The following is a 24,162-nucleotide window of genomic DNA, read 5'->3' as shown; positions in this document are numbered from 1 at the left end:
ACCTCGCGAAGTGAAAGCAGGTCGAGATTGCGATGAGCACTCGATGAGTACGCGATGAGTACGCCCATGAACTAGCGACGGTCCGGACGCAACCCGGACCTAAGAGGAGCGAAGTGGCTAAGGTCCGGGTATACGAACTCGCCAAGGAGTTCGGTGTCGAGAGCAAGGTCGTCATGGCCAAGCTCCAGGAACTCGGTGAGTTCGTCCGTTCGGCGTCTTCGACGATCGAAGCGCCCGTAGTACGCAAGCTGACAGACGCCTTGCAGCAGGGTGGTGGCAACGGCCGGTCCGCCGGTCGTCCCGCGGCCCCGAAGAAGGCTGCCCCCAGGCCCGCCGCGCCGTCCCCGGCGCAGGCTGCGGGCGAGCGTCCGGCTCCGGCTGCCCCGCGGCCGCCGGCCGCACCCAAGCCCCCGGCTGCCCAGCAGCCCGAGGCTCCGTCGGCTCCCGCACCGACGCCGGCGCCGGCGCCGGCGCAGGGCCAGTCCCAGAGTCAGCGTCCGACGCCGGGCCCGCGGCCCGCGCCGCGTCCGGCCCCGGCCGCACCGGAGTTCACCGCTCCGCCGGCGGCTCCGGCAGCTCCGGCCGCACCCGCCGCCTCGACTCCGGCTCCGGCCGGACCGAAGCCCGGCGGCGCGCGTCCCGGTGCGCCCAAGCCCGGCGGCGCTCGTCCGTCCGGTCCGGGTCAGGACCGTGGTCAGCAGGGCGGTCAGGGCGGCCAGGGCCGTCCCGGCGGCCAGCGTCCCGGTGCCCCGGGGCAGCGTCCCGGCGGCCGCTCCGGCGGTCCGCGTCCGGGCAACAACCCCTTCACCTCCGGCGGCAACGCCGGCATGGCGCGCCCGCAGGCGCCCCGTCCGCAGGGCGGGCCCCGACCGGGTGGTCCCGGTGGTGCCCCCGGCGGCGCTCCCCGTCCGCAGGGCGCAGGCGGCCAGGGCGGCGGTCCCCGTCCCCAGGCTCCGGGCGGCAACCGCCCGAGCCCGGGCTCGATGCCGCGTCCGCAGGGCGGCGGCGCGGGTCCCCGTCCCGGCGGCGGTGCGCGTCCGAACCCCGGCATGATGCCGCAGCGTCCGGCTGCCGGTCCCCGTCCTGGTGGCGGTCCCGGTGGCGGTCGCGGTCCGGCCGGTGCCGGTCGTCCCGGCGGCGGCGGTCGTCCCGGTGGCGGTGGCGGCTTCGCCGGTCGTCCCGGTGGCGGCGGTGGCGGCGGTCGTCCCGGTGGCGGTGGCGGCTTCGCCGGTCGTCCCGGCGGTGGCTTCGGTGGCGGCGGTGGCCGTCCCGGCTTCGGCGGTCGTCCCGGTGGTCCGGGTGGCCGCGGTGGCACGCAGGGCGCCTTCGGTCGTCCCGGCGGTCCCGCGCGTCGCGGTCGCAAGTCGAAGCGGCAGAGGCGCCAGGAGTACGAGGCCATGCAGGCCCCGTCGGTCGGCGGCGTGATGCTGCCTCGCGGCAACGGCGAAGCCATTCGCCTGTCGCGCGGTGCCTCGCTCACCGACTTCGCGGAGAAGATCAACGCCAACCCGGCGTCGCTCGTCGCGGTCATGATGAACCTCGGCGAGATGGTCACCGCGACCCAGTCCGTCACCGACGAGACGCTCCAGCTCCTCGCCGGCGAGATGAACTACACGGTTCAGATCGTCAGCCCGGAGGAGGAGGACCGCGAGCTGCTCGGCTCCTTCGACCTGGAGTTCGGCGAGGACGAGGGCTCCGAGGAGGACCTGGTCGTCCGTCCGCCGGTCGTGACCGTCATGGGTCACGTCGACCACGGCAAGACCCGGCTGCTCGACGCCATCCGCAAGACGAACGTCATCGCGGGCGAGGCCGGCGGCATCACCCAGCACATCGGTGCCTACCAGGTCGCGACCGAGGTCAACGAAGAGGATCGCAAGATCACCTTCATCGACACCCCGGGTCACGAGGCGTTCACCGCCATGCGTGCCCGTGGTGCGCGGTCGACCGACATCGCGATCCTGGTCGTCGCGGCCAACGACGGTGTCATGCCGCAGACGGTCGAGGCGCTCAACCACGCCCAGGCGGCCAACGTCCCGATCGTCGTCGCGGTCAACAAGATCGACGTCGAGGGCGCCGACCCGACGAAGGTGCGCGGTCAGCTCACCGAGTACGGCCTGGTGGCCGAGGAGTTCGGCGGCGAGACCATGTTCGTCGACATCTCCGCCAAGCAGGGTCAGAACATCGACTCGCTGCTGGAGGCCGTGATCCTCACGGCCGACGCCTCGCTCGACCTGCGGGCCAACCCGGGCCAGGACGCGCAGGGCATCTCGATCGAGTCCCGTCTCGACCGCGGCCGCGGTGCCGTGGCGACGGTCCTCGTGCAGCGAGGCACCCTGCGGGTCGGCGACACGATGGTGGTGGGCGACGCCTACGGCCGCGTCCGCGCCATGCTCGACGACAACGGCAACAACGTCGCCGAGGCGGGTCCGGCCACGCCGGTCCAGGTCCTGGGCCTGACCAACGTTCCCGGCGCCGGTGACAACTTCATCGTGGTCGAGGAGGACCGTACGGCCCGCCAGATCGCGGAGAAGCGCGCCGCCCGAGAGCGGAACGCCGCGTTCGCCAAGCGCACGCGCCGCGTCTCCCTCGAGGACCTGGACAAGGTGCTCAAGGCCGGCGAGGTCCAGCAGCTCAACCTGATCATCAAGGGTGACGCTTCCGGTTCGGTCGAGGCCCTCGAGTCCTCGCTGCTCCAGCTCGACGTCGGCGAAGAGGTCGACATCCGGGTCCTGCACCGCGGCGTCGGTGCGGTCACGGAGTCCGACATCGACCTCGCGATGGGCTCCGACGCCATCGTGATCGGCTTCAACGTGCGCGCCGCCGGGCGTGCCGCGCAGATGGCCGAGCGCGAGGGTGTGGACGTCCGGTACTACTCGGTCATCTACCAGGCGATCGAGGAGATCGAGGCGGCCCTCAAGGGCATGCTCAAGCCGGAGTACGAAGAGGTCGAGCTGGGCACGGCGGAGATCCGCGAGGTCTTCCGCTCGTCCAAGCTGGGCAACATCGCGGGTGTTCTCATCCGCTCCGGCGAGGTCAAGCGCAACACCAAGGCGCGCCTGCTGCGCGATGGCAAGGTCATCGCGGAGAGCCTCAACATCGTGGGCCTGCGTCGCTTCAAGGACGACGTCACCGAGATCCGCGAAGGCTTCGAGGGCGGTATCAACCTCGGAAACTTCAACGACATCAAGGTCGACGACGTCATCGCGACGTACGAGATGCGCGAGAAGCCGCGGGTGTAAGCACCGCGTCTTCCCAGACGGTCCGGTCCGGGGCCGGTCGGCGGAGCACAATATCCGTCGATCGGCCCCGGCCGTTCGTTGTACGGTTCTGATGTCCCCGCCACATGGATGGCGGGGCCATCGATCCCGGACCGGCGGGTGAACCGGTTACATACATGTATGTGGGGACGCTGTCCTTCGACCTCCTCCTCGGCGACGTACATTCGCTGAAGGAGAAGCGCTCCGTCGTCCGTCCGATCGTCGCCGAACTCCAACGGAAGTACGCGGTGAGCGCGGCCGAGGTGGAGCACATGGACCTGCACCGCAGGGCGGTCGTCGGCCTGGCCGTGGTGTCCGGCGACGCGGGGCACCTCGGCGACGTACTCGACCGGTGCGAGCGACTGGTGGCCGCCCGCCCCGAGGTGGAGCTGCTGTCCGTCAGGCGGCGCCTCCACGGCGACGACGACTGAGACGACGACCGACCGGACTCACCACTCACCACACACCACAGAAGAACCCAGAAGAAGAAAGAACGGGAGACGGACCAGTGGCCGACAACGCGCGGGCGAAAAGGCTGGCGGACCTCATCCGAGAGGTGGTGGCCCAGAAGCTGCAGCGCGGGATCAAGGACCCGCGGCTCGGCTCGCACGTCACCATCACGGACACCCGGGTCACGGGTGACCTGCGGGAGGCGACCGTCTTCTACACGGTGTACGGCGACGACGAGGAGCGAAAGGCCGCCACCGCGGGCCTGGAGAGTGCCAAGGGCATCCTGCGCTCCGAGGTCGGCAAGGCGGCCGGCGTGAAGTTCACGCCGACCCTGACCTTCGTCATGGACGCCCTCCCGGACACCGCCCGCAACATCGAGGACCTCCTCGACAAGGCGCGGCAGTCCGACGAGAAGGTGCGCGAGGCGTCCGCGGGCGCCGTGTACGCCGGTGAGGCGGACCCCTACCGCAAGCCGGGCGAGGACGACGACGAGGCGGAGGGGGCCGTCGAGGCCGACGAGACGGACGAGACGGACGACACCGCTAAATGACCGACAAGCACACCACGCCCGACGGCCTTGTCATCGTCGACAAGCCGTCGGGCTTCACTTCGCACGACGTCGTCGCCAAGATGCGGGGCATCGCCCGCACCCGGCGCGTCGGGCACGCCGGCACGCTCGACCCGATGGCGACGGGCGTCCTGGTCCTCGGTGTGCAGCGGGCGACCAAGCTCCTCGGGCACCTCGCCCTCACCGAGAAGGAGTACCTGGGCACCGTAAGGCTCGGACAGACGACGCTGACCGACGACGCCGAGGGCGAGATCACGAGGTCGCAGGACGCCTCGAAGGTCACCCGGGAGGCGATCGACGCCGGCATCGCCAAGCTGAGCGGCGCCATCATGCAGGTGCCGTCCAAGGTCAGCGCCATCAAGATCAACGGCGTGCGCTCCTACAAGCGGGCGCGCGAGGGCGAGGAGTTCGAGATCCCCGCCCGCCCCGTCACCGTCTCCTCCTTCGCCGTGTACGACGTCCGGGACGCCGTCGCCGACGACGGCACCCCGGTGCGCGACCTGGTGGTCTCGGTGACCTGCTCCTCCGGCACCTACATCCGGGCCCTCGCCCGCGACCTGGGCGCCGACCTCGGCGTCGGCGGTCACCTCACGGCGCTGCGCCGCACCCGGGTGGGGCCGTACAAGCTGGACGCGGCGAAGACCCTGGACCAGCTCCAGCAGGAGCTGACCGTCATGCCCGTGGCGGACGCGGCCGGCGCCGCCTTCCCGCGCTGGGACGTGGACACCAGGCGGGCCCGGCTGCTCACCAACGGCGTACGGCTGGAGATGCCCGACGTGTACACGGGCGCCGGTGCCGTCGCCGTCTTCGATCCCGAGGGCGGTCTCCTCGCGCTCGTGGAGGAGCACAAGGGCAAGGCGAAGAGCCTGGCAGTCTTCGGCTGAGCCGACACACCGTCAGGCTCCGCCCGTGGAGCGGCGATCACGGGGACTTCCACTGTCGCCGCTCCACGGTCCCCCCTCGGGTCCCCCACCACCCAGGGTGTATCCAACCCACCCCATCTGTTCACCCGTCCGGGCAGGCGCTCGGAGTGAACCGGGGGAGTGGAAGGGGGCGCGTTCGCCACGGGACCTGTTCCGCTGATCATCACGCGCCTACCGTCGAACACACAGCACGGGTGTACGGCGGGGAGGTTCGACGATGGCGTCGCGGAACCGGTCCCGGGAGGCGACGGGCGGCAGGGCGGGACAGCGGCCCGGGGACGGCTCCCGGGCAGCACGGGGCGGACCGACCGCCCGGGAGACCGATCCCGCCGGGAACCCGCCCGACGCCGCCCTGATCCGCGTCCACGACCTCGCCGGCCGCCCCCGCGGCACGGGGTTCGTCGCCGACCATCACGGCACGGTGCTCACCAGTCACGAAGCCGTCGACGGCCTGCCCCGGCTGGTCCTGCGCACCGCCGGGGACCGCCGCCGCGTCGTGGCCGCCGCCGACGTGACCCCGCTGCCCGCCCTGGGCCTGGCCCTCGTACGCACCGAGGGCCTCGGCGTCGACCCGTTGCCCCTCACCACGCGGGACCGTGTCGAGGCCGGTACCTACGTCCGCATCGCCGCCGGCGGCTGGCGCGAGGCCCGGGTGCTGGGCGCCACCGACGTCACCTACACCGCCACCGACCGCTTCCACCTCCTCGGCGACGCCCTGGAGCTGGCCGTCGGCACGACCGGGCGGGACGCGTTGCGGCTGGGCGGCGGAGCGGCCGGCGGGCCCGTGCTCGACCTCACGACCGGCGCCGTCCTCGGCGTCCTCGGCACCGCCCTCAGCTCCGGACACAGCGACGTCGGCTTCGCCGTCCCGCTGCGCCGCGCGGCCACGGGCCCGCTCGCCGACCTCCTCGCCGAGAACGCGGCGACGGTGCCCGCGTACGGCGCCGACCTCAATCTGGCCGGCGTACTCGCCCTCACCGCGACATCGGTGGGACAGGACGGCCCGCCCGGGTCGCCGACGTCGGGCGTCGGGTCCGACGACGCGGACGAGGACCGAGGCACAGAAACGGAGGCCGGTGCGGCGCCCGGCGGCGAACCTCGGTCCGGCGCGCCGACGGGCGGCGGGGAGAAGAGCACGGGCGACGACCGGGGGCGGGGGACGGATACGGACCCCCGCACCGGGTCGGACGGCGTGACCGGTGCCGGAGTACCGGTCGAACGGGTCGCGGTGGCCCGCGAGTTCGCCGCCTTCGCCTCGAGCCGTGCCAGTGTGCTGGGCCTGGTCGGCGCGCCGGGCAGCGGCCGTACGACCGAGCTGGCGGCCCTCGCCGCCCGCCGTTCCCGGGGCCCGGAGGCGTCGCCCACGCTGTGGCTGCGCGGCGCCGACCTGCACGACGACGACATGTCGTTGGCCGACGCGGCCCGCCGTGCGCTGGCCCGGGCCGCCCGCATCGTGGCCGCCTCGGCCCCCTCCCGCCCCGCAGGCCTCGGCGACATCACCCCGGAACGCCTCGCCCACCTGGTCCGCACCGCCGGGCGGCCCCTCCTGCTCCTCCTCGACGGCCCGGAGGAGATGCCGCCCGTCCTCGCCCACCGCCTCCCCGAGTGGACCGAGGGCACGGCGACCTGGCTGCGGGAGACGGGAGCCCGCCTCGTGGTGGCCTGCCGGGCGGAGTACTGGGAGCACGCGGGCGCGGAGTACCCGAGAGAGCTGCTCTACGGGGCGGTCACCGGAGGACCACCGCCCGGACCGGCGGCTGCGGCGCGGGCGGCAGGGCAGACCGCGGACGTGTCGTCGCCCCGGGTGGCCCTCGCCGGCGAACCGCGCCACGCTCCCGTCGGGCGCGCCGACCGCCGGGCGTGGGATGCGGCGGCGGGGCCGTTGTCCGGGCCGGTCAGTGGGATGCCGGGGGAGCGGACCGCCGGTGCCGTCCCGGCGTTGGGGGCTGTGCCTGACCGGCCGGGGCTGGCGGGGCTGGCGGGGGCCGCAGGGGCCGCGGGGGCCGCGGGGGCCGCGGGCGGTGTGTCCTCGTCCGGGCCCGGTCTCGGGCAACCGGTGGTCCGGGCAGCCGATGGGCCGCCGATGCTCGGGGTGACCGGCGCAGAGCTGTGGTCTCGGGCGGCCGGTGGGCCGCCGATGCCTGGGGCGCCCGGCGCAGGGCCGTGGTCGGATCGTGCCGTCGGCGAACCGGCGGCCCTGGCATCCGGGACGGCCGGCGACGGATCCTGGTCGACGAGCTCGGTCGGCGGTGGTCCCTGGTCGACGAGTCCGGCTGGCGGCGGATCCTGGTCGACGGGCCCGGCTGGCCACGGATCCTGGTCGACGAGTCCGGTCGGCGACGGTCCCCGGCCGACGAGGCCGGCCGCCGCTGCCCCCTCGCGCGGGAGGGAAATCGCCAACTCCCGCGCGGCGTCCGCCGAGCCGGCCGGTGCCGGGCTCCCGCCCTGTGTCCCGCTCGGCGACCTGGGCGACGACGAGGCTCGGGAGGCGCGCGCACGCTACCGCGTACCGGAAGGCGCCCTGGCGGACCCGGACGCCAGGCACCCCCTCACTCTCCGCCTGCTCTCCGAGGTCCACGCCGCCCTCCCCGGCCCGCCGCCACCCGTACGCGTCGACCGGGACGCGGTTTTCGCGGCGTACCTGGACCTGATGTGCCTGCGTGTCGCCACCCGCCTGGCCCGGGAGAACGGCCTGCACGGCACCGCCGTACGCCGACTCGCGGCGAAGGTCTCCGGGCAGGTCCACGAGGCGGCCCGGCGCAGTCTCGGGCCCGGGCAGGGCGGACTGGACCGGGAGTCCTTCGAGGCGCTGTTCCCCTGGGGACCGGCCCCGGCCGGGCTCGGCGGCGGCACCGGCTGGGCACCGGCCGTCCTCGCCGAGGGCCTCCTCGTGCCCGCGGGCGACGGCTACCGCTTCGCGCACGAGGAACTCGCCGACTGGATCCAGGGCACCCACCTCGACCTGGACGAGGCCCTGCGCGCCCTCGTCCACCGCGACACCCCGCACGGCACGCACACCCTCCCCGCCCCGCACCACCGCATCGGCCCCGTCGCCGAGGCCGTACTGCTCCTCGCCCGTCAGCACGGCGTACCCCAACTCGCGCTGACCCTCGAAGAGCTGGTGAACGCCCTGGACGCCGACCCGCACTCCTGGTGGGCCGCCCGGCTGCTCGCCGAGGTGCTGACCCGCGTGCCCGACGCGACCCCGTACACGGAGGTGCTGCGGCTGCTCGCCGACGGCATCGCCGAGCGGAGGACGGAAGGACGCCCGGTGCCGGGGATGTTCGGGCCCGGCTTCTGGACGGCCCCGCGACTGCCGGAGAGCACGCGTCTGGACCTGCTGCGCCGCCTCGTCCTCGCCGACGGCCCCCCGCACGAGCCCGGACCCCGTCACCTCGACACCGTCGCCGGACTGCTCACCGCCGACCCCACGGCCGTACAACCGCTCCTCGTCCGCTGGTTCGAGGACGAGCGGCCGCTGCCCGCCACGCCGCACGCCACCGTCGCGACGGCCGCGCAGGCGCTGCTGCACACCCACCGCCACCGCGGCCTGGACGGCCTCACCGAGGTACTCGTCGACAGCACGCACCGGCGGGCCGGAGAACTGCTCGCCGTGCTGGCCGAGGAGGAGCCGTCCGCCCTGTGCCGGGCCGTCGAGCGGTGGGCACGCGACGAGCGTCCGGCACGGCAGACGGCGGCCGTCACCCACGGCCTGCGCACCGCCCCGCACGCCCGCACCGCCGCCGACCGCACCCTGCTGCGCCACGCCGCCCTGGTGCTGCTCGCCGGCCCCGGCGACAGCCCGCTGCGCGGCGGTGCGCTCGCCCTCCTCGTGCAGGACCCCGGCAGCCGCGACCGGCACCTCCCGAGGGCACTCGACCACTTCGCCGCGTGCGACCCTTACCTGCCGCCGAGCGCGGTGGCCGCCGCCCTGCCGACCCACCCCGAGCCCGTCATCGAAGCGTTCCGGGCCCGGCTGTGCGGCCCGGACGCCGGTGAGGCGCTGCGCAGTCTCGCCGACGCCACCACCCCCGCCCTTGCCCACCGGGTGGCCGCCCTCGTCGCGCGGAGCGTGGCGGAGCGCCCCGAGACCGCCGGGCACCTGGCGGCGTACGTCGACCGGCGCCTCGACCGGGACCCCGCGCCGCGCTCCGTACTCCTGCCCCTGGTCACCCGCCTCCTGGACGACGGTCCCGAGCCGGTGCGGGCGGCGCTCGCCGGCCTCTTGGCCGCCGACGGCGCCACCGCAAGCACCGCAAGCACCGCAAGCACCGCAAGCGCCCCGCTCCGCCGCGAACTGCGCGAACACCTCCTCGCCCGCGAGCACGACCCCGCCGTCCTGGACGCACTGCTGCACGCGGCCGCCGGGTGCGACGGCGAGGAGCTGCGTGCCCTCGTGCACCGCATCGGCCTGCTCCTCGTCCGCACCCCGGACGGTGCCACCCGCTTCGACCGGGGCCTGGTCGACCTGGCCCGGCACCTCCCCGGGTTCGCCACCCGGCTGACCGGCTGGCTCACCGACGCACCCCAGGACTGGGCCGCGCTGGTGGGCCCCAGCACCCGCCGCACGATCGAGCACCTGGCGGGCGCCCGGGTCCCCGCCTGACCCGGACGCCGCACGCACGGCGTGCACCCGGTCACAGCGCCGATACGGATGCCGATGCCGATGCGGGCGGGAGCCGGACGGCATGGCACCCTTAGACCTGCGTAAGGGTCACCACGGAACCATGGCAACCACGGAAACCACGGAAACCACCAAGGAGCAGACACAGTGCAGCGCTGGCGTGGCTTGGAGGACATCCCCGAGGACTGGGGACGCAGCGTCGTCACCATCGGCTCCTACGACGGGGTCCACCGCGGGCACCAGCTAATCATCAAGCACGCCGTCGACCGGGCCCGCGAGCTGGGCGTCCCCGCCGTCGTCGTCTCCTTCGACCCGCACCCCAGCGAGGTCGTCCGCCCCGGCAGCCACCCGCCGCTGCTCGCTCCGCACCACCGCCGGGCCGAACTGATGGCGGACCTGGGCGTGGACGCGGTGCTGATCCTCCCGTTCACCAAGGAGTTCTCGAAGCTGTCCGCAGCCGACTTCGTGGTCAAGGTCCTGGTCGACCGGCTGCGGGCCAAGGCGGTCGTCGAGGGCCCCAACTTCCGCTTCGGCCACAAGGCCGCCGGGAACGTGGACTTCCTCACCGAGCAGGGCAAGGTCTACGACTTCGAGGTCGAGGTCGTCGACCTGTACGTCACCGGCGAGGCGGGCGGCGGCGAGCCGTTCTCCTCCACCCTGACCCGCCGCCTGGTCGCCGAGGGCGACGTCGCCGGCGCCGCCGAGATCCTGGGCCGCCCGCACCGCGTGGAGGGCGTGGTCGTGCGCGGCGCCCAGCGCGGCCGGGAGATGGGCTTCCCCACGGCCAACGTCGAGACCCTCCCGCACACCGCGATCCCCGCCGACGGCGTCTACGCCGGATGGCTGCACGCCCAGGGCGAGGCCATGCCGGCCGCGATCTCCGTCGGCACCAACCCGCAGTTCGAGGGCACCGAGCGCACGGTGGAGGCGTACGCCATCGACCGGGTGGACCTCGACCTTTACGGCCTGCACGTCGCCGTGGACTTCGTGGCCTTCGTACGCGGCCAGGCGAAGTTCGACACGCTGGACGCGCTGCTCGTACAGATGGCCGAGGACGTCGGCAAGTGCCGCGAGATCATCGCCGAGGACACGCCCCGACCCTGAGGGCCAGACACCCGCAGGCGCAAGGACCAGGCACGGCGAAAGCCCGCCGACGCCCCTGCGGCCCCGCTGGCACGCCCTGACGGTCAGACACGGCGACCGCCCCTCCAGCCCCGGCTCGGTCCCCGCCGACATGCCGTCGGCCCGGCTGGCCCCCCTGTGCCTTGGTGGCGGTCAGGGGTGGCGACTCCTCGTCGGTGGCAGTTCGGCTGCGTCGGCTTGGTCTGGCGGTCAGGCGTGGCGGACTCCTCGCCGACTGCAGCTCGGCCCCGCCGGCACGCCCTGACGGTCAGGCGCGGCGGCCGCCTCTCCAGCCCCGGCTCGGTCCGGCCGATACGACCGTCGGCCCCGCTGGCCCCCCTGTGCCTTGGTGGGTGGTCAGGCGTGGCGACTCCTCGTCGGCAGCAGTTCGACCAGTCGGCTCGGCGTTGGCGGTCACACGTGGCGGACTCCTCGTCGGTACCAATTCGGCACCCGTCGGCTTGCCCTGGCGGTCAGGTGCGGCGGCCGTCCCTCCAGCCCCGGCTCGGTCCGGCCGACACGCCGTCGGCCCCGTCGGCACCCCTGTGCCTTGGCGGGCGGTCAGGCGTGTTGGCCCCCGCCAGCACCCCCTCGGCGCTACCGACTCCCTGGCGGCGGGCAGACGTGGCGGACTCCGCCTGCGCGCCCTCGGCCTTGACGGCCTTGACGGTCGCGGACGCCGGCCGTCCCGGGACGGCTGCCCGCCCCCGGACGAGCGCCCCGCCCCGGACGGTCTCCGACTGCCCGGACGGGCCCGGCGGCCTCGGACGGCCCTGGCGGCCCCCGGCGGTCAGCCCGGCCGCACCGCCGAACCGGCCCCCGTTCCGGTCGCCCCACCCCCCGTTCCGGCCGCGGGCTGCTGCGCCCGGGCCCAGTGGCAGGCGACCTGGGACTCGTCGCCGCCGCGAAGGATCTCCAGTTCCCCGTTGCGGCACGCGTCCGCGACACCGGCACGGTCGGCCTCGCCACCGGCCAGGACCGGACAGCGGACGTGGAAGCGGCAGCCGCCCGGCACGTACGACGGGTCGGGCGGCTCGCCGGTGAGCACGACCGGGGCGCCGGGCGCCTCCGGCAGGACCGACAGCAGGGCCTGGGTGTAGGGGTGCCGGGGCGCGGTCAGCACCTGCTCCACCGCGCCCGTCTCGACGATCCGGCCGAGGTACATCACCGCGACCCGGTCGGCGATGTTCCAGGCCAGACCCAGGTCGTGGGTCACCACCAGCGCGGCCAGTCCCAGCTCGGTGCGCAGCCGCAGCAGCAGCGCGAGGATCTCGCCGCGCACCGACGCGTCGAGGGAGGCCACCGGTTCGTCGGCGACGAGCAGCTCCGGGTCCAGCACCAGCGCGCCCGCGATGACGACCCGCTGGCGCTGGCCGCCGGACAACTCGTGCGGGTAGCGCAGGAAGAAGCGCTCCGGCGGCCGCAGCCCCGCCCGCGACAGCGCCTCGGCGACCGCCGTCCGCTCGTCCCCCGCATGGCCGTGGATGCGCAGGCCCTCGGCGACGATGTCGTACACCGTGTGCCGCGGGTTCAGCGAACCGCTCGGGTCCTGGAGGACCAACTGGGCACGCCTGCGGTACGCCTTCAGCGCGCGGCCGGAGTAGGCGAGGGGCGCACCGTCGAAGGTGACGCGCCCCCCGGTCGGCCTGACCAGGCCCAGCAGCGAACGGGCGAGAGTCGTCTTGCCGCAGCCCGACTCTCCGACCAGCGCGACGATCTCACCCCGCCGGATGTCGAGATCGACGCCGTCCACGGCCCGGGCATCGGGCGCGCCGCGCCTGCCGGGGAAGGCGACGTGCAGCCCCTGGACGCTCAGCAGCGGGGGAGTGGTGCTGGTCATGGGGTACTGCTCCTCACTCCGTCGTCCTGCGCCGACGCGGTACCGCCGGGGGCACCCTCCGCGGTACCGCCGGGCGTATCCTCCGCGGTACCGCCGGACGTGCCCTGCGCGGTACCGCCGGACGTGCCCTCGGCAGCCGTTCCGCCGCCGGCCGCCCGGCGACCGCCGTCCGGCCCCACGTGCACGCACGCCGCCCGCCGCCCCGTGCCCGCCTCCCGCAACGCCTGGTCCTCGGTGGCGCAGACGTCCAGCGCGACCGGGCACCTCGGATGGAACGCGCACCCGGACGGAACCGCCGCCGGGTCGGGCGGGTCGCCCGGCAGCCCGCGCGGCGCGAACCGCGAGCCGGGGTCCCCGATCCTGGGGAACGCCTCCGACAGCGCCCGGCCGTACGGATGCCGGGCGTCGTCGTAGACCTGCCGTGCCGGGCCCTCCTCGACCACCCGGCCCGCGTACATCACCGCGAGCCGGTCGCAGGTGTCGGCCAGCACGGCCAGGTCGTGGCTGATCATGATCAGGCCGACGTCCTTCTCGTCCACCAGGCCCTCGATCAGCCGCAGGATCTGCGCCTGGATCATCACGTCGAGTGCCGTGGTCGGCTCGTCGGCGACGATCAGACGCGGGTCGCAGGCCAGCGCCATCGCGATCATCACCCGCTGCCGCTGGCCGCCGGACAGCTCGTGCGGGTAGACACTCGCCCGCACCGCCGGAAGCCCCACCTGCTCCAGCAGCTCACCGGTCCTCTTCCGCGCGTCGGCCGGCGTGGCCCGGCGGTGCAGCACGATGGGCTCGGCGATCTGGTCACCGATGCGGTGGACGGCGTTCAGGGAGTGCATCGCGCCCTGGAAGACGATCGACGCCCCCGCCCAGCGGACCGCCCGCACCCGGCCCCACTTCATCGTGAGCACGTCCTCGCCGTCCAGCAGGATCTCCCCGCCGACCCGGGCCCCGGGCGGCAGCAGCCGCAGCAGCGCCAGTGCCAGGGTGGACTTGCCGCAGCCGGACTCGCCCGCGACGCCGAGCTTCCCGCCCGCCTCGAGGGTCAGGTCGACCCCGCGCACGGCCGCCGCACCGCCGGGATACGTCACGTGCAGATCGCGGACCTCGAGCAGACTCAACGGGACACCCCCAGCCTGGGATTGAGAACGGCCTCCACGGCACGCCCGCACAGGGTGAACGCCAGCGCCACGACCGCGATCCCGACACCCGGCGGCACCAGGTACCACCAGTCACCGGAGCTCACCGAACCCGCCTCCCGCGCGTCCTGCAACAGCCCGCCCCAGGACACCACCGACGGATCCCCGAGCCCGAGGAAGGCCAGGGTCGCCTCGGCCAGGATCGCGGAGGAGATGATCAGGGTCGTCTGCGCCAGGATCAGCGGCATCACGTTGGGCAGTACGTGCCGGGACATGATGTGCCAGTGCCCGCCCCCGAGCGCCTTCGCGCGTTCGATGTACGGCCGGGACTCCACCGCCAGCGTCTGCGCCCGCACCAGGCGGGCCGTGGTGGGCCAGGTGGTCACGCCGATCGCGAGCACGATCGTGCCGAGCGAGCGGGACAGGACCGTGGCCAGCACGATGGCGAGCACCAGCGTCGGCATCACCAGGAACCAGTCCGTGATCCGCATCATCACCGTGGCGTACCAGCCGCGGAAGTGCCCGGCCGTGATCCCGATGAGCGCGCCGATCAGCACCGACAGCGCGGCCGCGAGCAGCCCGACGAGCAGCGAGACGCGCGAGCCCCAGATCAGCAGGCCCAGCAGGTTCCGCCCGAACTGGTCGGTACCCAGCGGGAATCGGCCGCTCGGGCTCTCCAGGGGCTGCCCGGGCGCGTCGGTCACGCTGTCCACGTCCGACCCGACGGTCAGCGGCGCGGTCAGTGCCACGAGCACGAACAGCACCAGCGCGGCCAGCCCGAACACCCCCGCGCGGTGCCTGCGGTACTCCCGCCAGAAGCGCGCGACGGAGGCGCGGCGCCGCCGCCGGGCGAGAGCACGCGGACCGGGCGCCCCCGGCTTCCCAGGGGTCTCGGCGCTCTCAGTGCTCTCAGTGCTCTCAGCGGCCTTGGTGGTCTCGGCGGTCATCGGCCCACCCTCGGATCGAGCATCGGATACAACAGGTCGGCCAGCGTGTTCATCAGGATCACCGCGGCGGCGAAGACGAAGAACAGCCCCTGCACCAGCGGCAGATCGGGCACCCTGAGCGCCTGGTAGAACAGGCCGCCGAGACCCGGCCAGGAGAAGACCGTCTCGACGAGGATGACACCCGCCACGGTCCGCCCCAGGTTGACGAAGACCAGCGTCACAGTCGGCAGCAGCGCGTTGGGCACGGCATGCCGGCGCCGTACGAGGTCGTCCCTGAGCCCCTTGGCCCGCGCGGTCGTCAGATAGTCGCTGCCCATCTCGTCCAGCAGCGCCGACCGGGTGACCAGCATCGTCTGCCCGTAATCCACGGCGACCAGCGTCACCACCGGCAGGACGAGATGGTGCGCCACGTCGAGCACGTGGGCGAAGCCCTCCTCGCGGCCCGACTCCATGCCCCCGGTCGGGAACAGCCCCGGGATCGGGTCCACACCGACCGACAGCACGATGATGAGCAGCAGCCCCAGCCAGAAGGACGGGATGGAGTAGAGCGTCAGCGCCAGACCGGTGTTGAGCCGGTCCCCGAGCCCGCCGTGCCGCCACGCCGAGCGGGTACCGAGGAAGACGCCCAGCGCGGTGTAGAGCACGAAGGCCGTACCGGTGAGCAGCAGGGTGTTCGGCAGCGCCTCGGTGATCTTGTCGACCACGGGTGCGTGGAACTGGTACGACGTGCCCAGGTCCCCGGTCAGCGCCTTGGAGCAGTACTCCGTGAACTGCTGCCACATCGGCAGGTCGAGCCCGAACTCCTCCTTGTACACGGCGAGCTGCTCGGCCGAGACCGGACGGCCACCGGTCATGAACTTCACCGGATCGCCGGGGATCAGCCGGAAGAGGAAGAAGCTGGTGACCAGGACGGCGAACAGGGACACGACCGCCCCGGCCAGCTTGCCCGCCACATACCGCGGGTACCCGCTGCGGACGCGCCCCCGCGGTGCCGCGGACGAGCGCCGCTTCCCGAGCGCGGAGCCGGTGGCGCTACTCACGGTCGTCGGCCGAAGCCCGGCGGCGGACGGCGAAGAACACCCCGATACCGACGAGGACGACGACGCCCGCCGCGATCCCGATCACGGTGCCGGTCGACGACGACGAACCACCGGAGGAGTCACCGGAGTCCGCGGGAACCGCCGACCACCAGCTCCAGTAACCGTCCTGCCCGTAGATGTTGCCCGCGTCGGACGGCATCGTGGTGATCGACTCGATCTGGTCCGTGCGATAGGCCTCGACCGCGTTCGGGTACGCCATGACGTTCATGTACCCGGTGTCGTACAGCCGGGACTGCATCCGCTTGACGATCTCCGCCCGCTTGTCGGCGTCGTACTCGCCCAACTGCTGCGCGTACAGCCTGTCGTACTCCTTGTCGCAGATGAAGTTGTCGGTGGCCCCGGTGTCCTTCGGAGTCGCCGGGAGCGCGTCGCAGGTGTGGATGGAGAGCACGAAGTCCGGGTCGGGGTTGACGGACCAGCCGTCGAAGGCGAGGTCGTACTCGCCGGCCAGCCACGGGTCGGTCACGTTGTCCCGGCAGTCCAGGCTGACCGAGATGCCCAGCTCGCCCCACCACTCCTTCAGATACTTGCCGACCGCCTTGTCGTTCGGGTCGGTGGCGTGACACAGCAGGCGGTAGTCCAGCGGCTTGCCGTCCTTGCCGAGGCGCTGGCCGTCGGCGTTCGTCCGGTAGCCCGCCTCGTCGAGCAACTGGGCGGCCTTCTCGGGGTCGTATGCCAGCTTCTGCTCGGCCGACGGTTCGAAGAAGTACGAGGAGAAGCGCGGCGGGATGTACCCCGCGCCCTCGACCGCGTGGCCCTGGAACACCTTGTCGACGATCGCCTTGCGGTCCACCGCCATGAACAGCGCGTGCCGCACCCGCTCGTCCAGGAGGGACGGGTGGCCGTCACCGAACTTCGTCCCGTCCTTCGCCCGGGCGCCCGGGTTGGTGGCCAGGGCGTAGAAGCGGCGCCCGGGGGCGTCGTTGACGCGGATGTTCTCCTCGTCCTTGAGCGAGTCGGCCTGGGCCGGAGTCAGCGACGGCGAACCGGCGACGAACGACACCTCGCCCTTGCGCAGGGCGGCGACGGCCGCGTCCTGGTCCTTGTAGTACCGGAAGACCAGCTCGTCGAACTTCGGCGCCCCGCGCCAGAAGTCCTTGTTGGCCTTCAGCCGCACATAGCTGTCCGGCTTGTAGTCGGTGAGGACGAACGGCCCGTTGCCGACGATCGGGAAGTCCTTGTCGTTGTTGAACTTCGAGAAGTCGTCGACCTTCTCCCAGACGTGCTTGGGCACGATCGGCACGTCGAGCGCGGTCATCGTGGCCTGCGGCTTCTTCAGCCGGATCACCAGCTCGGTCGGGCTGGGCGCGGTGACCTTCGCGAAGTTGCCGACGAAGCTGCCGTTGGCGGTGGCGGCGCCCGGGTCGGTCATCATCTTGTTGAACGTCCACGCCGCGTCCTCGGCGGTGGCCTGCTGCCCGTCCGACCACTTGGAGTCGGAGCGGATCTTGTACGTCCAGGTCAGCTTGTCCGGCGAGGACTTCCACTCGGTGGCGAGCCCCGGTATGACGTGGTTGTCCTTGGCGTCGTAGTTGGTCAGGTACTCGTACGTCAGCCGGTGGATGCTCGTGCTGACCAGCCGTACCGCCAGAAACGGACTGAGCGAGTCGACGCTCTGCGCCACGGCGACGGTGAGCACCTTGTCGCCGCCGCCGTCCCCGTCGCCCTCCTTCGCCGAGGCCGAGGGGGTGACCGCCCCCGACGCGAGGAGCAGCGCACCGGCGCCTGCCGCCGCGAGGAGCCGGATTCTCCACGGCCGGTGGGCGACACGTTCGGTACGTCGGGTACGTCTGGTAAGTCCGCTGCCGTGCTGATCGTGTGTGCTCATGACTACCTGACCTCGCGTCATCGCACGCGCGAACGCCGAGCGCCCTCGCGTGAGGCGGGCTTGAACAGTGGTGAACGCGGAATGAAGTGTGTGTCTACCAGCGGCAGTCTGCGCGCGTCAACGGTCTGTCAAACCCCATGTGGCCTGCGGAAACGGTCAGTTGACCAATACGTCGCTCTCATTGGCGCAGACCACTGGCGCCTTCCTGGTGAGAGCGTGACGGCTGGGTCGGACGTGGTGGTCCGCACACGCCGAAGGCCCGTGCCGTCGGGGACGGCACGGGCCTTCGGAGGCGGGTGGAGCTACTGCTGAGGCGGGGGAGGGGGCGTCTGCCCCTGCTGCCCCTGCTGTCCCTGTTGCGGATATCCGTACCCGGGCTGGGGGTAGGGCTGACCGTGCCCGGGCTGGGGATACGGCTGCCCGGGCTGCGGCTGGCCCGGATACGGCTGACCCGGGTACGGCGGACTTGGCTGTGCCTGACCCGGCTGTGCCTGACCCGGCTGTGCCTGACCCGGCTGTGCCTGACCCGGTTGGGCCTGACCCGGCATCGGCGGTGCGGCGACCGGCGGCGGATTGCCGTCGGACGTCCACAGGCCGTGCGACTGCTGGTGGCGGACGAAGTCCTCGGCGACCATCGCCGCGAGGTTGAAGTACGACTCCCGCACCTTGGGCCGCATCATGTCGAGATCGACCTCGGCACCGGCGGACAGATGCTCGTCGAACGGCACCACGACGACACCCCGGCACCGTGTCTGGAAGTGCCCCACGATGTCGTCGACCTTGATCATCTTCCCCGTCTCGCGTACCCCGGAGATGACCGTGATCGACCGGGAGACGAGGTCGGCGTACCCGTGCGCGGACAGCCAGTCCAGGGTCGTACTGGCGCTGCTCGCACCGTCCACGGACGGCGTCGAGATGATGATGAGCTGGTCGGCGAGGTCGAGCACACCACGCATGGCGCTGTAGAGCAGACCGGTGCCCGAGTCGGTGAGGATGACCGGGTACTGCTTGCCGAGCACGTCGATCGCGCGCCGGTAGTCCTCGTCGTTGAAGGTCGTGGACACGGCCGGGTCGACGTCGTTGGCGATGATCTCCAGACCGGACGAGGCCTGCGAGGTGAACCGCCGGATGTCCATGTACGAGTTGAGGTGCGGGATCGCCTGGACGAGGTCACGGATGGTGGCCCCGGTCTCCCGGCGCACCCGGCGGCCGAGCGTACCGGCGTCCGGGTTGGCGTCGATCGCGAGGATCTTGTCCTGCCGCTCGGTGGCGAGCGTGGAGCCGAGCGCGGTGGTGGTGGTCGTCTTGCCGACACCGCCCTTGAGACTGATGACGGCGATGCGGTAGCAGGACAGCACGGGAGTGCGGATCAGCTCCAGCTTCCGCTGCCGCTCGGCTTCCTCCTTCTTCCCGCCCAGCTTGAACCGCGAACCGCCGGCCGCCGGACGGCTGCTCTTCGCCTTCTGCCTCTTGTTGTTGAGCAGCCGGTCGGACGACAGCTCCACGGCCGCCGTGTAACCGAGCGGCGCGGCCCCCGGGTGGGTGGGCTGCCGCTGGTCGTGCTGCATGGGCTGCGGCCAGGCGGCACCGAGACGGGGGTCAGCAGGCGGCTGCTGAGGCGGCTGCTGGGACTGGTAGTCCGGCTGTCCGGGCGGGCCGGGCTGGGGTGCGTGCGGTGCCGGATACGGCTGCTGGGCAGCGGGATGGGGCGGAGCCGGGGGACTCTGCGGGGCCTGACCCGGCTGGCCCGTCGGCTGGGTCTGCGGTGCGGTCGGGGGAGCCGGCGCGTCGCCCTGCGGCTGCTGCCCCTGGTGGGGCACGCCGGGGTACGGCTGCTGCGGCGACGGCCCGTGCGGCGCCTGCGGGAAGCCGTAGCCACCGGGCTGCGCGGGGGAGTGGTGGGGCTGGGGAGCCTGCGCCCCGGGCTGCGGGAACCCGTAACCGGCACCGGCCCCGGACGCGGGAGCACCACCCGGCTGCTGGACCGGAGCCTGCGGTGCCGCCGGAGGCGTGACCCCCGGCTGCGGCAAGCCGTAACCGGCCGGCGGCGCGGGCGGCGCCTGTGGCTGGTCCGGCGGCATCGGCGCGGCGGTCGGCGGGTTCCACGCGGCGGGCGCCGGCTGCGGAGCCTGCGGCTGGAAAGGAGGCTGCTGGGCCGGTACGCCCTGCTGCTCGGGAGCGGCGGGGCCGGGCTGCGGCTGTGCGGGCCACTGGTGGGCCGGCGCGGGCGCGACCGGAGGGTACGACGGAGGCAGCGGCGGCGCCCCACCCTGCGCCGCGGGCGGCGCGTCCTGCGGAACGGCATCCTGCGGCACGCTGTCCGCGGGCGGCGCGGCGACGGCAGGCACCGCGTCCTCGGGCTCGTCCTGCGCCGGGACACTGTCCTCGGGCTCGGGCTCGGCGTCCTGGGCCGGACCGGCGAGACGGGGATCATCCACACCGCCGCCCCCGGCACCGGAAACCTCATAGGGCTCATCGGACTCGGCGTCGGCGCTGAAGCCGGAACCCGAGTCGTCGGCCGCACCGTCCGGGCCCGCACCGTAGGCATCGTCGACGTCGTCCGGCGCGTCACCGTCACCGTTCTCGCCGGAACCGTCCGCCGCGTCCTGCCCGGCGGCGTCCTCGGCCGTGACCTCGGAGTCGTCGTCCGAGGACTCGCCCGGCTCCTCCTGCCCGCCGTCCTCCGCCGCGGCACGCTCGGCGATCTCCCGCTTGAGCGCGACCGCGGAGAAACGCATGGTCGCGCCGCTCTCCAGATCGCCGTTGTCGAGGCCGCTGCTCTCGAGATCACCGGTGTCGGGCTCGGCCTCCGGCTCCTCGACGGGCGGCGGAGCGGGGGCCTGAAGCTGGAACCCTCCGGCCGGAAAGGCCGGCAGCGCCGTGGGGGAGGCGGGATCCGCCGCGGGAGCCGGAGCGACAACGCCCTCCGGCTCCGACGACTGAACCTCGGGTTCCGGCTCGGGCTCGGGCTCCGGCGGCGCCGCCTGCTGCTGCGGCGCCTGCTGAGGCTCGAACCCACTCCCGACCGGCAGCCTGGGCACCCCGGCCGGCCCCCCGCTCGCCGGCGGCGCGGGCGGCGTGAACGGAGCCCCCGGCCCCGGCGGCGGAGGCGGAGTGAACGCGGCACCCGGAGCGGGCGCCGGTGGCGGCGGCGTGAACGGCGCCCCGGGGGCCGGAGCCGGAATGGAGGAAGGCCCGTTGGACGGCGTGGCATGCGGCGGCGGAGTCAGCCCCGGCAAGGGCGGAACCGGACCACGAGGAGCGGGAGGAACAGAAGGAGCAGAAGAGCCGGGAGGAACAGAAGAAGCGGGAGGAGGAGAAGAAGCGGAAGGAGCAGAAGAAGCGGAAGGAGTAGAAGAAGCGGAAGGAGTAGAAGGGGCAGCAGGAGCGGAAGAGGAACCCACCCCCGAGGCCCCGGCCGCGTCGTCCCCCGCCCCCGCGTCTCCCGCCTGCCCGCTGTCGCCGGAGGCGTTCTGCGTGTACCAGGCGGGCGGCGCGTAGTCGATGGTGAACTCGCCGGTCGTCTCGATTGCGGACTCCGCGTCGGGCTGGTCGTCGCCGGGTGTAGCCCAGCCCCCGCGGTTCCCGTCCCGATCGCTGCTCACAGTTCCTCCTGGTGTGGTCGAGCAAGCACCCTCAAGCCGTGCTGGGGCGACCCTTGCTTGTCATTCAAAGTTGTCCGAGGCCGTTCGAGGTCGGTCCGATCCACCGGCTCTCCCCCTGAGACGCCGACGCCCACTCCACGGGTTCTGACGTCGCGCCCGACACCAGCCTAATCACCACGAGCCCCGCCCCGGCAGCCCCGCCCTCCCTCGAAGTCCTGCCCATTGCGGCACAGTCGACTCGGAAGTGCCACGCCTCGTCATCTGCCCGCCCCCGCACGGCGGATGACCACGTCTGTCACTACCCGCTTCCAACGAGTGATCGTGAGCCCGGCATAGTTGATTCCGATCTCCGTCGTCCCGTCGCACGAATTCCTTGAGCACCGCCCGAATTCCCAGGAAGAGGAAGAGGCCCCGAGTGAGTTTCGGCCCGCCCCCGTCCATGCCCTCTGGGTCCGCAACCACCGCGGAGCCCACTGAGAGCCGACATGGCCGCCACGGCCCCGACGGCAGCGGCGGTCCAGGGCGGAAGAGCCTCCGGAAACCGCTGGTTGGGCTGCTCGCGGTGATCATCGCCGGGGTGTTGGGCACCGGCGGCTGGTTGCTGTGGGGACGCGACAGCGGAGACTCCGAGGCGTCGGGCAAGTCGCAGGCTCCAGCCGCACAGGGCCCACTCGACGTCCGCGAGACCGTCGAGAAGCCGCCCGCGAGCATCAACGGCAAGATGGCCTTCCGGTTCTCCGTGGACGACATGAAGCCCGGGGAACACGTGGAGATGCCCGGCATGTGGGCCACGGACCGCATCCTCGCCAAGGGCATCAACAAGACGCTCGTCGGCATGAGTATCGGCACCGACGCCGCGCCGGGCGACGAGAAGTGGCGGCTCGAACTCGACGGCCCGATCTGTGGTTACACACGCGATGTCACCGTCGACAACCGCACCGCCGTCGTCTTCCGGGCGAACGACTGGGCGGACGAGGCCCTCTGCAATCAGGTCGCCTTCGTCGACCTCGACAACGGCCGCCTGCTCTGGTCGGACCGGTTCCCCGTCTCCCAGGCCGGACGTGAGTCGGGCGACGCCACGAGCACCGACAAGGATCGGCCCGGCGTGGCCCTCGCGCACGGCACGGTCGCCGTCACCTGGGGCGGCGGCACCATCGGGTACGACATGGAGAAGGGCGCCGCCCGTTGGTCCACGACGACCACCGCACCCTGTCAGGACATGGGCGTCGCCGGCGGCCGTGGCCTGATCGTCCGGGAACAGTGCTGGAGCGGGGACGATCCCCTCTCTGTGGGAACCTGGCGGTCCACCACGTTCAAGCTGCGCAAGCTGGACCTGGCTACGGGCGCGGCCCTGTGGACGTATTCGGCCGCCGAGGGCGTCCGCAACCTCCATGTGCCCTCCGTCGATCCGGCGGTCGTCGCCGTCTCCGCCGGTGCCACCGGGATCACCGACCTCATCTCCCTCGACGACCAGGGCCGCAACCGCGCCACCATTAGTCTCCGCAACGGCGCCTACGTCGCCGACTGCTCAGACACCGACTACTTCCTGATCGACGACTGCCCGACCATCGCTGTCGGAAAGGACCAGGTCTTCATCCGCAGCAAGGACCAACTCGAGAAGCAGACGTCCAACTGGATCATCGGCTTCGACCTCGCCACGGGGAAGACCACCAAGAAGTTCGACTCCGGCCCGGGCGCCCTGCTCCACCCGGTGCGCATGAGCGGTGACCGGCTCCTCGCCCTGCGTCTGAGCGAAGACCACATCGCACCGAACGCGCTCGTCTCCCTGGACCCGAGGACGGACGAGGAGGTGCCGTACCTTTACTTCGGACTGCCGAGCGAGGCACAGCTAATGACGCTGACGGATCAGAACGACATCGTCGTCCAGGACGGACGCCTCTTCTTCGGCGTCAAGGCTGCGAACGGCCCAGCCGAGCCCAAGACCAAGCAGTGGAGCTACCTCGTACTGGGCGTCGGAAGCGGCGCACCGCAAAAGTCCTGAGAGCAGGCGGACGCCGACTTGGCGCCCGGGCATCGATCGCACGGGTCACGTCACACGGCGTGACGACATCCGCCTGTCATGGAGCGTAACAATGTCGCTACGCAACGCCAGCGTCCAGGTCTTGTCCAGAGGACCCCGGCGGGCGTAGTCCCCGGCGAGGCCCGTCCCCGGCGAGGTGCGTCCCGGACGGGATGCGACCAGGGGCGGGGCGGGCCCTGTCCCGTCTCCTACGCCGCGTCGCCTCCGGTGTCCCCCGCGGTGGGCTCCAGGTCGAACTCCCCGTCCCGCGCGCCGAGCACGAACGCCCGCCACTCGGCCTCCGTGTACCGCAGTACGGTGTCCGGGTCGAGCGACGACCGCATGGCCACGGCCCCGTCGGGGAGGTAGGCGATCTCGACGCGTTCCTCGTGTTCCTCGGTGCCGGGCGCGCTGTGCCACTCGACGCCGGAGATGTCGAGGGCGTAGAGCTCGTCCCGCTCCCGTTCCTTGCGCGCCTTGAGTTCCCGGTCCTCGGCATCGACCATGGTGGGTGGGTCCTTCCTGCACTGCGAGCGGTCTGTGCGGTCACCCTACTTCTCGCCGTTCTCCCTGTTCAGCGGTTTGTGGATAACCCGTGACCGCAAGGGTGACGGACAGGCCGCCGAGCCTGTGGATAGAGGCCTGTGCGCCGTGAGGCGCTCGCTGTTCGAGTGGAGGTGAAAGACCACCACCGCCGTGCTGTCGCAGCAGTGCGGTCGAAGCTGAGGGCAGCCTGACCCGG

14 protein-coding genes are annotated in these 24,162 nt (G+C 72.7%); 7 read left to right on the top strand and 7 right to left on the bottom strand.

The features are described 5' to 3' along the window. The first annotated feature begins 113 nt into the window (after positions 1-113). The 6 genes from infB to KUM40_RS26445 all read left to right on the top strand — a co-directional run bounded on the left by infB (position 114) and on the right by KUM40_RS26445 (position 10,926). On the top strand, positions 114-3,239 hold the full coding sequence (infB, locus tag KUM40_RS42495; protein WP_217168705.1) for a translation initiation factor IF-2: 3,126 nt from the start codon (positions 114-116) through the stop codon (positions 3,237-3,239). 155 nt (positions 3,240-3,394) lie between these two features. Next, positions 3,395-3,688, top strand: a complete 294-nt coding sequence (locus KUM40_RS26465) for a DUF503 domain-containing protein (protein ID WP_217168704.1) — start codon at positions 3,395-3,397, stop codon at positions 3,686-3,688. A gap of 77 nt (positions 3,689-3,765) precedes the next feature. After that, the gene (gene rbfA, locus KUM40_RS26460; RefSeq protein ID WP_217168703.1) at positions 3,766-4,257 is read left to right on the top strand and encodes a 30S ribosome-binding factor RbfA; all 492 of its coding nucleotides are present in this window, start codon (positions 3,766-3,768) and stop codon (positions 4,255-4,257) included. Continuing rightward, complete coding sequence (gene truB / locus KUM40_RS26455) at positions 4,254-5,159, top strand: tRNA pseudouridine(55) synthase TruB (protein ID WP_217168702.1); 906 nt, start codon at positions 4,254-4,256, stop codon at positions 5,157-5,159. The genes rbfA and truB overlap by 4 nt, the downstream gene beginning before the upstream one ends. Before the next feature lie 256 nt (positions 5,160-5,415). After that, entirely contained in the window at positions 5,416-9,804 is a 4,389-nt protein-coding gene (locus tag KUM40_RS26450) for a serine protease (RefSeq protein WP_217168701.1), read from the top strand. Positions 9,805-9,969: 165 nt separating this feature from the next. Continuing rightward, the gene (locus KUM40_RS26445; RefSeq protein WP_217168700.1) at positions 9,970-10,926 is read left to right on the top strand and encodes a bifunctional riboflavin kinase/FAD synthetase; all 957 of its coding nucleotides are present in this window, start codon (positions 9,970-9,972) and stop codon (positions 10,924-10,926) included. 808 nt (positions 10,927-11,734) lie between these two features. Here the strand turns inward: KUM40_RS26445 and KUM40_RS26440 are convergent. From KUM40_RS26440 to KUM40_RS26415, 6 genes are all read right to left on the bottom strand, one after another. Next, positions 11,735-12,784 carry an ABC transporter ATP-binding protein gene (locus KUM40_RS26440; RefSeq protein WP_217168699.1) on the bottom strand — a complete coding sequence of 350 codons (1,050 nt, stop codon included), beginning with the start codon at positions 12,782-12,784 and terminating at the stop codon, positions 11,735-11,737. After that, positions 12,781-13,902 (bottom strand): ABC transporter ATP-binding protein, encoded by a 1,122-nt coding sequence (locus tag KUM40_RS26435; RefSeq protein ID WP_217168698.1) that lies wholly within the window; start codon positions 13,900-13,902, stop codon positions 12,781-12,783. The genes KUM40_RS26440 and KUM40_RS26435 overlap by 4 nt, the downstream gene beginning before the upstream one ends. Beyond that, positions 13,899-14,867 (bottom strand): ABC transporter permease, encoded by a 969-nt coding sequence (locus KUM40_RS26430; protein WP_217168697.1) that lies wholly within the window; start codon positions 14,865-14,867, stop codon positions 13,899-13,901. Before KUM40_RS26430 ends, KUM40_RS26435 begins: the two co-directional genes overlap by 4 nt. Next, entirely contained in the window at positions 14,864-15,907 is a 1,044-nt protein-coding gene (locus KUM40_RS26425) for an ABC transporter permease (protein ID WP_217168696.1), read from the bottom strand. The genes KUM40_RS26430 and KUM40_RS26425 overlap by 4 nt, the downstream gene beginning before the upstream one ends. Further along, positions 15,900-17,795: an ABC transporter substrate-binding protein gene (locus tag KUM40_RS26420; RefSeq protein ID WP_217168695.1), complete on the bottom strand. Its 1,896-nt coding sequence runs from the start codon at positions 17,793-17,795 to the stop codon at positions 15,900-15,902. The genes KUM40_RS26425 and KUM40_RS26420 overlap by 8 nt, the downstream gene beginning before the upstream one ends. Positions 17,796-18,097: 302 nt before the next feature. Beyond that, positions 18,098-21,400 carry an SCO5717 family growth-regulating ATPase gene (locus KUM40_RS26415; protein ID WP_217168694.1) on the bottom strand — a complete coding sequence of 1,101 codons (3,303 nt, stop codon included), beginning with the start codon at positions 21,398-21,400 and terminating at the stop codon, positions 18,098-18,100. Between the two features lie 562 nt (positions 21,401-21,962). Between KUM40_RS26415 and KUM40_RS26410 the strand changes: the two genes are divergently transcribed. Next, positions 21,963-23,402: a PQQ-binding-like beta-propeller repeat protein gene (locus KUM40_RS26410; protein ID WP_308401238.1), complete on the top strand. Its 1,440-nt coding sequence runs from the start codon at positions 21,963-21,965 to the stop codon at positions 23,400-23,402. A gap of 227 nt (positions 23,403-23,629) precedes the next feature. On the opposite strand, the gene KUM40_RS26405 is transcribed toward KUM40_RS26410, so the two are convergent. Continuing rightward, positions 23,630-23,926, bottom strand: coding sequence for a DUF397 domain-containing protein (locus KUM40_RS26405; protein WP_217168692.1), 297 nt, complete (start codon positions 23,924-23,926; stop codon positions 23,630-23,632). Between the last annotated feature and the right edge of the window lie 236 nt (positions 23,927-24,162).

Origin of the sequence: Streptomyces sp. AC512_CC834, assembly GCF_019049325.1 — a bacterium.
Taxonomy (GTDB): domain Bacteria; phylum Actinomycetota; class Actinomycetes; order Streptomycetales; family Streptomycetaceae; genus Streptomyces.
The sequence above is the reverse complement of the archived record's forward strand: the minus strand, read 5'-3'. Positions and strand labels throughout refer to the sequence as shown.

Excerpts from the sequence above, each read along its gene's own strand:
- KUM40_RS26465 (WP_217168704.1), top strand. The coding sequence starts at position 3,395 with ATGTATGTGGGGACGCTGTCCTTCGACCTCCTCCTCGGCGACGTACAT.
- truB (WP_217168702.1), top strand. The coding sequence starts at position 4,254 with ATGACCGACAAGCACACCACGCCCGACGGCCTTGTCATCGTCGACAAG.
- KUM40_RS26450 (WP_217168701.1), top strand. The coding sequence starts at position 5,416 with ATGGCGTCGCGGAACCGGTCCCGGGAGGCGACGGGCGGCAGGGCGGGA.
- KUM40_RS26440 (WP_217168699.1), bottom strand. The coding sequence starts at position 12,784 with ATGACCAGCACCACTCCCCCGCTGCTGAGCGTCCAGGGGCTGCACGTC.
- KUM40_RS26430 (WP_217168697.1), bottom strand. The coding sequence starts at position 14,867 with ATGACCGCCGAGACCACCAAGGCCGCTGAGAGCACTGAGAGCACTGAG.
- KUM40_RS26420 (WP_217168695.1), bottom strand. The coding sequence starts at position 17,795 with ATGAGCACACACGATCAGCACGGCAGCGGACTTACCAGACGTACCCGA.
- KUM40_RS26405 (WP_217168692.1), bottom strand. The coding sequence starts at position 23,926 with ATGGTCGATGCCGAGGACCGGGAACTCAAGGCGCGCAAGGAACGGGAG.